6 protein-coding genes and 5 pseudogenes are annotated in these 14248 nt (G+C 59.3%); 6 read left to right on the forward strand and 5 right to left on the reverse strand.

All coding sequences use genetic code 11. The annotated features are described in order from the left end of the window. Positions 1-130: 130 nt before the first annotated feature. The 5 genes and pseudogenes from MUN79_RS17020 to MUN79_RS17040 form a co-directional block, all read right to left on the reverse strand. Positions 131-1471 (reverse strand): FGGY-family carbohydrate kinase, encoded by a 1341-nt coding sequence (locus MUN79_RS17020; protein WP_244673857.1) that lies wholly within the window; start codon positions 1469-1471, stop codon positions 131-133. Further along, positions 1468-2747 (reverse strand): annotated as a pseudogene (locus MUN79_RS17025) (sugar isomerase). The gene MUN79_RS17020 and the pseudogene MUN79_RS17025 overlap by 4 nt, the downstream one beginning before the upstream one ends. A gap of 289 nt (positions 2748-3036) precedes the next feature. Beyond that, positions 3037-3462, reverse strand: coding sequence for an Imm7 family immunity protein (locus MUN79_RS17030; protein ID WP_244673858.1), 426 nt, complete (start codon positions 3460-3462; stop codon positions 3037-3039). 135 nt (positions 3463-3597) lie between these two features. Then, the gene (locus MUN79_RS17035) at positions 3598-4608 is read right to left on the reverse strand and encodes a GntR family transcriptional regulator (protein ID WP_244673859.1); all 1011 of its coding nucleotides are present in this window, start codon (positions 4606-4608) and stop codon (positions 3598-3600) included. Positions 4609-4957: 349 nt separating this feature from the next. After that, positions 4958-7065: pseudogene (locus MUN79_RS17040) on the reverse strand (bifunctional aldolase/short-chain dehydrogenase). A gap of 234 nt (positions 7066-7299) precedes the next feature. Between MUN79_RS17040 and rhaT the strand changes: the two are divergent. The 6 genes and pseudogenes from rhaT to MUN79_RS17070 all read left to right on the forward strand — a co-directional run bounded on the left by rhaT (position 7300) and on the right by MUN79_RS17070 (position 14150). Then, positions 7300-8420 (forward strand): annotated as a pseudogene (rhaT, locus tag MUN79_RS17045) (L-rhamnose/proton symporter RhaT). Positions 8421-9053: 633 nt separating this feature from the next. Beyond that, a complete protein-coding gene (locus tag MUN79_RS17050) occupies positions 9054-9311 on the forward strand; it encodes a hypothetical protein (protein WP_244673860.1) in 258 nt (85 codons plus the stop codon). A 195-nt stretch (positions 9312-9506) separates the two neighbouring features. Then, positions 9507-9644 (forward strand): hypothetical protein, encoded by a 138-nt coding sequence (locus MUN79_RS17055; RefSeq protein ID WP_244673861.1) that lies wholly within the window; start codon positions 9507-9509, stop codon positions 9642-9644. A 5-nt stretch (positions 9645-9649) separates the two neighbouring features. After that, positions 9650-12618: pseudogene (locus MUN79_RS17060) on the forward strand (SusC/RagA family TonB-linked outer membrane protein). Between the two features lie 36 nt (positions 12619-12654). After that, positions 12655-13259: pseudogene (locus MUN79_RS17065) on the forward strand (RagB/SusD family nutrient uptake outer membrane protein); the annotation flags it as partial. A 156-nt stretch (positions 13260-13415) separates the two neighbouring features. Next, positions 13416-14150: a RagB/SusD family nutrient uptake outer membrane protein gene (locus MUN79_RS17070; RefSeq protein ID WP_244678350.1), complete on the forward strand. Its 735-nt coding sequence runs from the start codon at positions 13416-13418 to the stop codon at positions 14148-14150. Positions 14151-14248: the final 98 nt, after the last annotated feature.

Consider the following 14248-nt stretch of genomic DNA (forward strand, 5'->3'; position numbering starts at 1 on the left):
GCGAAGGACCTTATCACGGCAGAACGAATCGTTGGTACGACACTCGTTCGAATCCTATAAGGTCCTTCGCCAAGCTCAGGATGACAGCCAAAGAGGTAGCATATGTTCGTGGCTACCAATCAAAATTGGTTCAGGTAAACAGCAGCTGGGTTTTCTTCCAGGCTTCGCCCTGCTCGAGGTGAACCAAAGCGCCTAATGCCGTGGCTTGGGGGACTTCCAGAGTCCGGATTTCAGCCTTGGGGAAGTTCCAGCTCAGGGTTTGCATAAAGAGTGGGTTGCGGGCAAAGCCGCCGTCGACGAAGATGGTTTTCTCGCCCTGCCAGACCAGGTGGATGGATTCGAGCAGAATGTTGATCAGCCCGTGCATCAGGTGCTGGTAGGCATCACTGGCGGTGCGGAAGCCAGACAGGTCCCAGTCGGCGGCGGGCTGGTCGGGGAAGGGACCGGTGCCGGCCATGCAGGCGGGCGTAAATAGGGTCGAGGTTTCGTCGTAGGGGCGGGCCAGCACGATAGAGCGGTAGAAATCGGGCTTGACGTGGAAGTACGCGGCAATCCGCTCGACCTGGTAGTCGTGCTCCCGGCCTAGGAAGACCCTAGAAGCACGCGTGGCCTGGCCCCGGGGCGTCATAAAGCTCAGGCAGTCGCGGCGCAGCAGCTCGGGCGTAAGCGGCTGGCTGTTAAACGGGTTGATGGTAACGGACCAGGTGCCGGTTGAAATCAACACGAAAGGCTCGTCATTTTCGGCCAGGTAGGGCATCACCGCCGAGGTGCTGTCGTGCAAGCCCACGCCCACCATAATCCCATCCACGACGCTGGCAATGGAGTCCTTGGTCAGGGGCGCCAGTTTTTCGTCGATGCCTTCGCGCCGGACCCAGTCGTGGTACTGGCGGCGTTGGTAGTCCCACAGCGCCGTGTGGCAGCCCACGGAGGTGTAGTCACTGAACTTCTCGCCCGTGAGCAGGTAGGAGAGGTAGTTGGGCAAATGCAGGGAGGTATGAATCCGGGCGTAGAGCTCGGGCTTGGCGTATTTCAGCCAGTAGAGCTGCAGGCCCGAGTTGAGCATACCCAGCTGCGGCGAGCAGGTGTCGGCGGCAAATTCGTCGGGCGACTGGCCCAGCGCGGCGTAGAATTGCTGCTGGATTTGCTCGGGAATGGGCTTGAGGTAGTTGTAGAGCGGGGCCACGGGCTGGCCGTCGGCGCCCAGATGCACGAAGCTGGCCCCGTAGGCGGTGAAGTTCACGCCCTTCACCGAGTAGTGCGGGCTCTGGCGCAAGTCCTGCCAATGGCGAAGCACCCACTCGGTGAGGCGGGGCAGGTGGTCGCAGTCGAAGCCGTCGTCGTCGAGCACGTCGGTGCAGACGTGCAGCTGCTCATCAATAATCTGCTGCTCCTCGTCGAAGAGGATGAGTTTTTTGTTGGTCTTGCCGATGTCAAAAACGGCGTAAATCGACTTTTTCATGCGCTTTTTCATAGCCCGGTCGATACGCTCAGTTTGCCCCGCTGCTGAATAAGTTGCTCCCGCACCCCGGCGGCGCGGTAGGCTTGCACGGGCTTCAGGGCCCCGCCGCTCTGCCGGTAAGCTTCCGACACTAGGGGGCGCACGTCGAGCAAAAAGGCGTCGCGCAGGATTTCCTCGGCCCGGGCCACATCGTTACTTTCCTGGGCTTCGTGCAGGGCTTCACGGTCCACCAGCAGGGCCTTAGCGTAGGCGCCGAGGATGTTTTCGACGGACTGCAGCAGGTCTTCCAGCGGGTCCTTGGTGTTGTGGCTGGCGTCAATCATATAGGCTACCAGCGGGTTGGTGACGGCCGGGTCGCGGGCGGCGTCGACCAGTTCGTTGAAGATCAAAAAGAGCTGGAAGGGTTTGATACTGCCGGTGGTCAAATCGTCGTCGCCGTACATGGAGCCGTTGAAGTGGAAGCCGCCGAGGCGGCCAAATTGCTGCAGGCGGCCCACAATCTGCTCGATGTTGGTGTTGGGCAAGTGGTGGCCTAAATCGACCAGCACGTTGGCGTTCTGGCCCAGGCTCTGGCACAAGGAGTACGAGGTGCCCCAGTCGGGAATGACCATGGAGTAGAAGTGGGGCTCGTAGGGCTTGTACTCGATGAGCATCTGCCAGTCGGAAGGCATGGCCTCGTAGATGGCCGCCAGCGACTCCTGGGTGCGCAGGTAGGCGCGGCGCAGGTGCTGCTGACCGGGGAAGTTGGAGCCGTCGGCCAGCCACACGGTCAGGGTTTTGGCCCCCAGCTGCCGGCCGTAGTTGATGCAGTCGATGTTGTGCTGAATGGCCTGCTGGCGGACGGCTTGTTCCGTATGACTCAGGGAGCCGAACTTGTAGGAAAAAGCCTGGTCTTTTTGGTCCTGGAAGGTGTTGGAGTTCACCGAGTCAATCACCAGGCCGTACTCTTTTTGCAGCTGCTCGAGGCCGGCAATATCCTGGGGATGTCCCAGGGAATGTGCAGGGAAATCGAGTTGGAGGAGCGGTTGAGCTGGTGCAGCAGGCCCACGTCGCCGAGCTTTTCCTCCAGGTTGCGGGGCTCCCCGCCCAGGGGGTAGCGCCCGAAGCGGGTGCCGCCGGTACCCAACGCCCAGCTCGGAATGGCCACCTGAAACTTGATTAGCTCGCGCACTACTTCCTGGGCGTCCTGCTGGCGCCGACTCAGCAAATCGGCCAGGTAGGAAAACTGCAGCTGATGCTCGGCCAGCAAGGGCTGGTTGAGGTCGTGGAGGCGTTGGTCAGTAAGCATGGGAAGGCGGGGTTGGAGTGGCCGAAAAAGCGGGCTGGCGTAGGCAGGGCCGCTGCTGCGGAATTCGTGGGAGTCTTGTTTTAACAATAGCAAAGTAGCTTATCGACTCGGCCCAAACTGTTCTGAACTCTCCTGCCCACGTGGTTTTATTTTAGTAGAAGCAGAGTTACTTTCCCCGTCTGTCATCCTGAGCTTGCGAAGGACCTTCCTCATTTACGCCATGCAAGGTTGGTCAATGCGTAAGGCCATTTCTAAGTGGCTACCACAAACATCTGCTCAGTCTCTACCTTTAATCTAAAGGCGGATTTGCTGCATCATACTCCCGCTCAACTTCTTCAAAATAAGGGGACAGAAATGAGTCAGCCGCTTTGATGAGTTTCCCACGCTTCAGGACATAGACCTGAAACTCGTTGTGTAAAGCGGGGTCCTCGTCGTCATGGAAATGCAACAGTCCGTAGCTGCCCGTCGATTCCTGGGCTATCCAGGTAAAGATTTCCAGGGGATAGAAAGGCTGGCCAGGATGATTGTGCTGGGCTGTGATGGTAAAGCAATACTGTCCGTTGTAAACCGTGAGCTGGCACAGGTGGGCAAAGCCAGGCCAGATGCCGGTCTGCTCTAAGTACTGCTTAAACCTGGCTACGAATTCCCGTTGGGGAGCTTCTTCGGAATGATAGTCGCTGTAGCGTAAGGTAATCCAGCCGTGTATTTCGACCATGCCTTAGGGATGATTAAATGCTCCAAGCCCCTTACCGAGTTTACAGTAAAGGGCTTTGAGCGTTGGTACTACCGGCAGTGGGGTAGGCGAGGAAGGTCCTTCGGCTCCGCCTCAGGATGACAGACGGTTTTAGTTCTACAACGAGCCGCGCCGGATGGTGTAGAACGGGTTGCGGACTTTGCCGCGGTGCTTTTCCAGCAGCTTGGTGGCGGCGGTTTTGCCCATGGCCTCGAAGTCGGTGGTAATGACGGTCATGTTGAGCAGCTCCTTCAGCGGGGTTTCGTTGAAGGAGATGATGCCCACTTCGCGGCCCAGCAGGTAGCTGGTCTGCCGGATTTTCTTGACCAGCTCCACCAGGTCGGTTTCCCGGATGACGACGTAGGCCGTGCCGGTTTCGAGCACCTCGCTCATGGCGTTTTCCACCACGGCGAAGGTCTTGTTGTGAATCAAACAGAAGGAGCGGAAGCCCCAGGGCAATTCCTCGGGGTGGTTGGCGTCGGAGGGCAGAATGAGGACCAGGCGGGAGTACTTATCGAGCAGGTCCCGGGCGTTTTCCAGGGCGTTGAAGATGTCCTTGTCGAAGTCCTGGAACACGCGCAGGCAGTCGTGCTGCAGCTCGGGCAAATCCTTGTCGAGCAGCACCAACTCCTGGCTCGGAATCGTGTTCAGGATGCTCTGATACGTGGCCTTGGGCGTATCGAGGGTGAAGTGGGGCATCACCACGTAGTAGTTGTACTTGCCCAGGTTCTTCTCGATGATTTCCTGAAACAGGTTCACGTTGTAGTGGTGAATCTGCAAATCGACAGTGGCCTGGTCGCCGAGGGCTTCGAGGAAGGCGTAGTAGATGATCTTTTTGTAGGAGCTCAGCTTGTTGAACACCAGCAGGATTTTGAGCTTGGCCGTGTCGTTGGTTTGCACGTAGTAGCCCTTGCCCTGCACCGAGGTGATAAAGCCCCGCTCCCGCAATTCGCGGTAGGCTTTTTCCACCGTGTCGCGGGCCAGGTAGTGTTCCACGCTGAGCTCGGAAATGGAGGGCAGCTGGTCGCCGTTGCGCAGAATGCCGCGCTCAATGTCCATGATAACCGACTGCACAATCTGCTTGTACTTCGGGGTTTTATCCTGGGGCTTCAGTTGGAGGGTATACATGCCGGGGGTCGCGTCGCGGGAAGATTCTTTAGGGCCCGAAACAGCATTCCGACTCCGGTAATCCGAGTTTACTAGCATGACAGGAAGAGCGCTTGGGTGGGAAAGGAAAGGTCATGATAACGGATAAAGCGCGGATTGGCAAAGCAATAATCACCCGTTCAAGGACGGGCAACGGATTGATGGTAGATAAACAATCGATTTACTATGCCTAAAGTGTCTGTAATTCAGGGTTGTAATAAGAATAAATGTAACGAATTGCCAGCATTTCTACCGCAGCAAAAAACCTGGCAAACCAATCCGGAAATCGGCCTGCCAGGTCTTTTTAAGCTGTTTTCATAGCAACTGAGGCTTAGCGCACGAAGGCCATAGCCACGCCGCCGTCCACGTTGAGCACGTTGCCCGTTGATTTGCTCAAGGAGCCGTCCACGAAGACCAGCACAGCTTTGGCAATGTCCTCGGCCAGAACTTCCTCACCCAGCAGGGTGCGTTTGGCGTAGTGGGCCGGCAGCTCTTCCACACTCACACCGTAGGCCTTGGCCCGCCCTTCGGCCCAGCCGCTTTCCCAGATCTTGGAGCCCCGCAGCACGGCGTCGGGGTTCACGGTATTGACGCGGATTTTGTCGGCGCCCAGCTCGGCGGCCAGCAGGCGCGACATGTGCAGCTGGGCTGCTTTGGCCGTGCCGTAGGCCACGTTGTTGGGCCCGGCCACCAAGCCATTTTTGCTGGCAATATTGACCACGTCGCCGCCCAGGTTCTGCTTGCGCAGTATCTCCACAGCCTGCTGGGTGACTAGAAACTGACCTTTCACCAGCACGTCGTTGAGAATGTCCCAATCGGCCTGGGTGGTTTCACTCAGCGGTTTGCTGATGGAGAGGCCGGCGCAGTTGACCACAATGTCCACGCCGCCGAACTGCAGCACCGTGGCCCGGAACGAGTCGGCAATGGCCTGGTCGTTGGTCACGTCGATGGGCGTGGTCAGGACGTTGTCCTGGCCGTAGCGTTTGCGCAGCGTGGTCTGGGTTTCGTCGAGCCGGTCCCGGTCGGTGGCAACCACTACGGCCCCGTTTTGCAAAAGCAATTCGCAGATAGCCAAGCCGATGCCGCCGGTGCCGCCGGTAACGTAGGCAATCTGGCCCGACAACGACTTGGGCTTGGGCATGCGCTGGAGCTTGGCTTCTTCCAGGAGCCAGTACTCGATGTTGAAGGCTTCCTGCTCGGCTAGCCCGGTGTACTCGCTCACGGCCTCGGCGCCCTTCATCACGTTGATGGCGTTGGTGTAGAACTCGGCGGCCACGCGGGCGGTCTGCTTGTCTTTGGCAAAGGAGAACATGCCCACGCCGGGCCACAGAATCACCACCGGATTCGGGTCGCGCATGGCCGGGGAGTTGGCGTGCTTGCTGCGCTCGTAGTAGGCGGCGTAGTCCTGGCGGTAGGCGGCAAACTGCTCCTGCAGGTACTCTTTCACGGCCGAAAGCGGCTGGCGCATGGTGGCCTCGTCGAGCACCAGGGGCGAATCTTGGTGCGCAGGAAGTGGTCGGGGCAGGAGGTGCCTTTTTGGGCCAGGCGGGCTAGGTCGTGGGAGTTTACGAATTCCAGCACCCGGGCGTCGTCGGTGTAGTGGCCCACCATCCTGCGCTGCCCGGAGGCCAGGCCGCGCAGGATGGGCATTACCTCGGCCGCCTGCTGCTTCCGGGTTTCGGCATCGGGGCCGTTTTCGAGCTTCACCCCGCCGAAGACCGGCTTATGCTTACCGTAGTTGGCTTCCAGGTAGGTGGCCGCCATTTCAATGACTTCCAGCGTGTTGATATACGATTCGTAGCTCGTATTGCCCCAGGTAAAGAGGCCGTGCCCGCCCAAGATTACGCCGCGCAGGCCGGGGTTGTCGGCCACAATTTTCTCCAGCTGTAACCCTAGGTCAAAGCCCGGCTTCTGCCAGGGCAGCCAGCCCATGGTGTCGCCCCAGATGTCGCGCATGATTTGCTCTCCGTCTTTGCTGGCGGCAATGGCAATCAAGGCATCGGGGTGGAGGTGGTCGATGTGCTTGAAGGGCAGCAGGCCGTGCAGGGGCGTATCAATGGAAGGCGTGGCGCACTTGGGGTCGAAGAGGCAGTACTCGAACAGGGCCACCATTTCATCTTCGAACGGCAGGCCGCGGTACCGGTTTTTGAGCGCGTGCAGCTTGTCTACATACAAGTTGGCGCAGCCGGCCTTGGTGAGCGTACCAATGTCGCCGCCCGAGCCTTTCACCCACATTACCTCTACCGGCTGGCCCGTCACGGGGTCGGTTTCGGTGAGCTTGCAGCTGGTATTGCCACCGGCGTAGTTGGTCAGGCGCAGGTCGGCCCCGAGCAGGTTGGAGCGGTACAGAAACAGGGCTACTTCGTCGCCGCTTAACTCTAGCGCCTTGGCTTCGTCCCAGAGGTAACTAACGTGTTGAAAGGTCAGCGTTTTTTCCATGATGGCGCTTCTGTTTAGGGAGTATGCAGAAAACAGGTAAGAATTGCTTTTCAACAAATTACGCGGGCTGCCCCGGGGCTAACATCCTGCACTCTCCTGCTCAGCGGGAAAAATAATTGTTACTTGGCGCCAAGGTGAAAAATGAGTGAGTCGTTACTTTTCTAGCAGGAGAGCACAGGATAGTTGGGTGCTGCTATAAGGGCAGATTTGCCTAAACCCACCACATTTACCACTATGGCAGTCATTTGGGGAGTAATCTTACACGCATTGGGCGGTTTCGCCTCCGGCAGCTTTTATCTGCCCTATAAGAAAGTAAAAGGCTGGTCCTGGGAAAGCTACTGGCTGGTCGGGGCATCGTGAGCTGGGTGTTTGCGCCCCTCATTATGGGCTCCCTCACCGTGAAAAATCTGTTTGGCGTGCTGGCCCAGGCCGACACTTCCACGCTGGCCTGGACCTATCTGTGGGGCGTACTCTGGGGCTTCGGCGGGCTTACTTTCGGGCTGGCCATGCGCTACCTGGGCTTGTCTTTGGGCATGGCCGTCACGCTGGGTTTGTGCGCCGTATTTGGCACCATCGTACCGCCGCTCTGGCTGGGCACCTTCCCGACGCTGGTTCAATCGGCCTCCGGACAGATGATTCTGATGGGGCTGGTGGTCTGCGTAATGGGCATTCTGATCTGCGGGCTGGCCGGCATCATGAAGGAAAAGCACCTGACGGCCGACCAGAAAAAGGAGGGAGTGGCCGAGTTTGACCTACGTAAAGGCCTGGGCGTGGCCATTTTCTCGGGCGTGATGAGTGCCTGCATGTCGTTTGGCCTCACCGCCGGGCAGCCCATTGCCGACTTGGCCAAAGCGTCCGGCACCGACCCGCTCTACATGAACAACGCCGTGCTGGTAGTCGTGCTGCTGGGCGGGCTGACTACCAACGCCATCTGGTGTATTTATTTGAATATCAAGAACAAGACTTATACCGACTACCTCAACCCCACGGCTCCGGCCCTGCGCAACGTCGTGTTCTGTGCTATGGCCGGCTTCACGTGGTATCTGCAGTTCTTTTTCTACGGCATGGGCGACTCGCAAATGGGCGAGTTCCGCTTCTCGGGCTGGACGCTGCACATGGCCTTTATCATTGCTTTCAGCTCGTTCTGGGGCCTGTACCTGCACGAGTGGCGGGGCGCCAACCGCCTCACGATGCGCACCGTGTCGCTGGGCATTCTGGCCGTGGTGTTATCTACCGTCATCGTGGGCTACGGCAACTACCTGGGCTCGGAAGCACCGGCGGCACAAGAAGCCAAAGCCATTACGCCGGAAGCCCCGGCCGCACAGGTAGCCGCCACGGCGGGCGAAGCGAGGTAAGAGCGGAGGATGCTCTTTCCCAAAGCTGCTGCTTAGCACCAGCGTTGCCTGACGAGTAAACACAGGTATAGAGGGAGCCGCATAGGGCGGACAGAACGTTAGGCTTCTGTTCCCACTATGCGGCTCGTCCGTTATATAGGGGTAACAACGTGTCGTTTCGCGGTTGGCGTCAGCGGATAATTTCTACCTTGTTAGGCCTGATAATTCTAATTAGGTCTCAGAAGAGTCTTCATGATGTGCTGCCCCCGATTTTATACGTTGCTGCTCACCCTCTTCTGCTGTGGATTCGGTCGACTGAGTCTGGCGCAACGAAGTACTGTTTCGCCCCTTGCACCAAGTATTCCGTCAGTGGTGCAGGCTAGACCGGCGGTTACAGCGCCAACGGTTCAGTTGGCCCTGCCAGCTGTTTTGCCGGTGCCGTCAAAGGCTCCTGAACCCCAGTATTTTCTTCTGCTGAATACCTCCATGGTTATTAATCTGGGGGTGTTATCTAGCATTAGTGGAGCAACCAGCAGATGTAAAAATGTGATGCGGGCAAATTTGTACCGGCCCAATAAAGTCCCCTCGCAGTGGCGTAGCCTGGCGGCGAACGACATTGTGGACGTTAGGGTAAAAAAGAAAGTCTTGGCAGGCGTGGAAAGTAAAACCCTGGCCGAAATCGGGGAGGAGTTGAAGCTGCCTGGCTCCGTCAGCTACGCCGTTGAGGGACTGCCGGTAAATGATGCCTCCCTGCGCATCGCCACTGCTGCTATTGGAGAAATCCAGGTAACGCCGGCTACGGCCGCAACTCCTGTGGCGCTGGTCAATATTCGCATTGCCCGCCTAGTCCGGGTAGCCCCGCGCCCCATTCCGGCGGGGCCAATCCGAGTCCGGGGTGCGGCTGCGCTTTAGAAAACCAGCTTAACTTATCCAACTAGCAAAAAGCCCGGCCGACCGTTGGGCTTTTTTGTGTCCAAATTATACGGGTTATGATAAAATAATAAGTAGGCAGGAGAGTGCGGGATACCGAAAGTGACTACTCACTCTACCTTCATCAGGTCGATGTGCTGACAGTCTCTCTCTTCCCTTTTCCACATTCCTCACCCTATGAAAAAGCTGTACTACATAGCCAGGGTACTGCCGTTGCTGGTTCTGCTGCTGGTCGGGCATACGCTGCTGGCCCAGAACCGGACCATCACCGGTAAGATTACCACGGCTGAAAATAAAGAAACCCTCCCGGAGTAACCGTTGTGCTCAAGGGTACGACCATTGGTACGGGCAGCAACCCGGATGGTACTTTTTCCCTGAGCGTGCCCGGCACCGGTGGCACCCTGGTTTTCTCCTTCGTGGGGTATCTGACCAAGGAAGTTGTCTTGGGAGACAACCCAAATGTAAATGTAGTACTAAGCCAGGATGCTCAGCTGCTGCAGGAAACGGTGGTCGTGGGCTACGGCACCCAGAAGGCCAGCAACGTAACCGGCGCCATTGCCGGCGTCACAGCCAAGGAGATTGAGGAGCGGCCCGTCAACCGCATCGAAAATGCGTTGGCTGGTCAGATGCCCGGCGTAACGGTGCAGACCGTAACCGGGGAGCCGGGCGCCGAGCTGCAGATTCGGGTGCGGGCACGGGCTCCATCAACGCCAGCAACGAGCCCCTGTACGTGGTGGATGGGGTGCCGGTAGACAACCTGCGGGGCATCAACCCCACCGACGTGGCCAACATTGAGGTGCTCAAAGATGCTGCCTCGGCCGCCATTTACGGCTCGCGCGGCTCCAACGGCGTGGTGCTCGTGACCACCAAGCGCGGCAAGAAGGGTCCGGCCAAGCTGCAGTTTTCGGGCTACACCGGCGTGCAGGCCCTGGAGCGCCGCATCGATATGATGACACCCGAGCAGTGGATCAAGCAGCGCCAGGAAGGGGTAGACGAGGCCTGGGTAAACCGCGGCAAAACCGCCGCCGTCAACAAGCCCTACAAAGCCTCCGACCCCATGGACTACCGGGCCCGGGAACTCAACATCCCGCTCAATACGCCCAACCCAACCTATATGTACGACCCAAAGTGGGCCTACGGCTCCGACTCGCTGGATTACATAGACTGGCAGGATGCTGTGTTCCGCAAGGCCCGCATGCAGCAGTACCAGATTGGCGTTTCGGGCGGCACCGACGACTTTAGCTACAACGTCAACGGCTCCTACCTCGACCAGGAAGGCATCTTTGTGGGTACCGACCTGAAGCGCGCTACGCTGCGGGCCAATTTCGATGCCCGGATTCGCAAGGGCATCAAGCTGACCATGACCCTGGCGCCCTCCACGGAATGGTCGAGCCTAGGCCGGGTAGACGGCAAGGACAACCAGGCCATGAACGCCATCCAGATGCCGCCCGTCGCCCAGCAAGGGGCCGGCGTGCTGGTGGGTGCTCAGCCGTATTTCCCCTACGCCTGGTCGGGCCGCTACATCAGCCCGGTGGCCGTGATGGAGCGCAGCGACATCAACACCACCCGGACCCGCCTCAATGCCAACATGGGCCTGAACGTGGACGTCTACAAAGGGCTGCAGCTGCAGCTGCTGGGCGCCATGGACAATAACTACCTCAACGACCAGCAGTTTTTTCCGACCAACACCAGCCGCGACTGGGCCACGGCTACCTACGTGGGGCAGCTCAGCCGGGCCCGCCTGGCCCAAACAGCCGGCACGCGCTACCTGTTTCAGGGTGTGCTCAACTACAAGCGGCAGCTGGGCAGCCACAACCTCGACGCCATTGCCGGCTACTCGGTGGAGCGGTTTCGCAGCGACGGCAGCCTGCAGGAATTCTCGCCCCTGCCCAACGATTGGTCGCCCTTCGTGAGCCGCAACAACGCCACGCCCAGCGCCTCCGAATTCTACGCGCCCGACATCAACTGGCTCTTGTCCTACTTCGGCCGGGTGCAGTACGACTACAAGGAAAAATACCTGGTGTCGGCTTCGCTGCGCCGCGACGGCTCGGCCAAGTTTGGCCAGCCCTGGGGCTACTTTCCGGCCGTGTCGGTGGGCTGGCGCGTGTCGAGTGAGGAATTTATGCGCGGCATCACCTTTATCAGCGACCTGAAGCTGCGCGCCTCCTACGGCGTGACGGGCAACAACCGCATTCCCAGCAACGCCCAGTTTTCTATCCTTTCCTCGACCAACTACTCGCTCAACGGCGTGGCCCAGACCGGCTTTGCCCCGGGCTCCTACAAAAATGAAAACCTGGGCTGGGAGCGGACCGGCAGCTTCAACGCGGGCTTCGACTTTGGCCTGCTCAGCAACCGCATCCAGATTTCGGCCGACGCCTACAACCGCCGCACCAAGGATTTGCTACTGCGGGCCCCGGTTTCTTCGATTACGGGCTACACCACCAGCTGGCAGAACGTGGGCGACATCCTCAACCAGGGCGTGGAGCTGGGCATCAACAGCCAGAACATGGTGGGCACCTTTACCTGGGCCACCTCGTTCAACACCTCCTACAACCGCAACGAGGTGCTGGCCCTGGACTTCAACAACACGCCCATCGTGGCCGGCTACGACCGGCTGACTCAGATTATCCAGGTGGGCCAGCCCCTGAATGCCTTCATGCTCTACGATGTGGTGGGCGTGTACAAAACCCAGGAGGAAGTGAATGCCGGCCCCAAAATGAGCGGCACCAAAGTCGGCGACTCCAAGTACCGCGACGTGAATGGCGACGGTATCGTCACCGAGGCCGACCGCACCATCGTGGGCAACCCCCAGCCCAAGTTCATCTTCGGTGTGACCAACACCTTTACCTTCCGGGGCTTCGACCTGAGTTTCCTGCTCAATGCCCAGCAGGGCGGGCAGATCTACTCCATGATTGGCCGCAGCATCGACCGGCCCGGCATGGGCTACCTCTATAACAAGCTGGCCAAGTGGGAAAACCGCTGGAAGTCGGAGCAGGAACAGGGTGACGGCATGACGCCCAGCATCAACGCCACCACCGGCGCCTACTACGACACGCGCTGGCTCTACAGCTCCGACTACATCCGCCTCAAGAACATTACGCTGGGCTACAACCTGCCCAAGGTGAAATACTACGACCGGGCCCGCCTGTACGTGTCGGTAGAAAACGCCTACATCTGGCACAAGTACACCGGCGGCTTCACCCCGGAGGCGGCCAACAATGAGGGCGGCGACTACGGCGGCTACCCCCAGGCCCGCACCTTCACGCTGGGCTTCAACGTGACGCTGTAAGCCGATTTTCTCTCTTCCAGACGACCCGCCATTCCTATGAAAGCCCTTAAAATTCTCGCCTTCACCGCCGCCCTCGGCCTGGGTAGCGCCTCCTTTACGTCCTGCAGCGAAGACGTGCTCGACATCACGCCTTCGGCCAATAACAGCTCCGACGACTTCTACAAAGACGAAGGCCAGCTCAACCAGGCCGTGCTGTCCATCTACAATGCGGCCCTGTCGTTTCCGCAGAGCTCCCACTGGAACATTGCCGAGGTGCGCTCCGACAACGTACTCATCGGCAACCTGAACGTGCAGCGCGACTACAGCGACATCAGTAACTTCACGGCCGTGTCGCAGACCGGGCAGCTGCAGGCCACCTGGACCGACCTCTACGAGCTGGTGTTTCGCGCCAACATGCTGCTGACCAAGGTGCAGCCCTTCACTTTTGCCCGCGTTAATCAGTTTCAGGGCGAGGCCCGGTTTCTGCGCGCCCTGGCCTACTTCGATTTGGTGCGCTACTGGGCCCCGTGCCCATTGCCGACAAGGTGCTGACCATTGAGGAGTCGAAGCAGGTGCCGCGTGCCGCCCTTGCCGACGTCTATAAGTTTATCGTGGCCGACCTGGAGTACGCGGCTAACGCTCTGCCCGAAACCTACGCCGCCGCCGACAAGGGTAGGGCCACCAAGTGGGCCGCCAAAGCTCTGCTGGGTAAGGTGTATCTGACCATGTACGGCTACCCGCTCAAGCAAAGCAGCGCCCTGCCGCTGGCCAAGCAGCAGCTGGGGGAGGTGCTGGCCAAGGAAGGCTCCGCCGGGGCCATGGCCACTAACTTCGCCGACCTGTTCAAGGTGGCCAACGACAACAAGTTCAGCGTGTTTGAGGTCCAGTACATTTCGGGTGGTACCGGCCTGGGCAGCACCGTGCCCTGGGACCAGGGCAACAACTTTCCTATCACCTACGCCCCCTTTCAGCCCAGCCAGATTGACGCCCTGCCCGGCCCCGAGCTGTTCGGCAACGGCTGGCCCAAGGCCGACAAGCGCAAGGCCGCTACCGTCGACTCGGCCGTCCGCGTCGGCACGGTGCTGCTGCGGCCTCAGTTTATCAAGTTCCTGGAAAAAGGAACTAAGGACCCGGTCAATAACCGCGACTACCCCAACAACTTCCCCATCGTACGCTTCGAAGACGTGATGCTGCTGCAGGCCGAAGTGCTCAATGAGGAAGCCGGCGCCGGTGCTACGGTGCCCCCGGCAGCCCTGGCCCTGATAAACCGCATCCGGACCCGCTCCGGCGTGCCCGCCCTGGCCAGCATGAGCAAGGAAAACTTCCGCCTGGCCCTGGAGCGGGAGCGGCGCTGGGAGTTTGCCGGGGAAGGTCAGCGCTGGTTCGACCTGGTGCGCACCGAGCGGGCCTTGCCGGTAATGAACAAGTTCTTGAAAGACAACGCCGTGGGTACGGGCCGCGTGCTGGACGAGCACGACCTGCTTTTTCCCATCCCGCAGCAGGAGCTGCGCATCAATCCCGGTTTCTGGGAGCAAAATCCCGGCTACAACTAAGCTTGGCTTGGCTAAGCCAACATTTCATGCAGGTGAGAGGCTGCCTCAGGTTTGGGGCAGCTTCTTTTTTGCCGGGTTTCCCGTTTTCTCCTCTACTT

This window comes from Hymenobacter cellulosilyticus (assembly GCF_022919215.1).
In the GTDB taxonomy this organism is placed as follows: Bacteria; Bacteroidota; Bacteroidia; order Cytophagales; family Hymenobacteraceae; genus Hymenobacter; species Hymenobacter cellulosilyticus.

What these genes read in the sequence shown, in the direction of transcription:
- MUN79_RS17020 (WP_244673857.1), bottom strand. Translation starts at nt 1,471, where the DNA reads ATGAAAAAGCGCATGAAAAAGTCGATTTACGCCGTTTTTGACATCGGC.
- MUN79_RS17030 (WP_244673858.1), bottom strand. Translation starts at nt 3,462, where the DNA reads ATGGTCGAAATACACGGCTGGATTACCTTACGCTACAGCGACTATCAT.
- MUN79_RS17035 (WP_244673859.1), bottom strand. Translation starts at nt 4,608, where the DNA reads ATGTATACCCTCCAACTGAAGCCCCAGGATAAAACCCCGAAGTACAAG.
- MUN79_RS17055 (WP_244673861.1), top strand. Translation starts at nt 9,507, where the DNA reads ATGAAAAAGCTGTACTACATAGCCAGGGTACTGCCGTTGCTGGTTCTG.
- MUN79_RS17070 (WP_244678350.1), top strand. Translation starts at nt 13,416, where the DNA reads ATGGCCACTAACTTCGCCGACCTGTTCAAGGTGGCCAACGACAACAAG.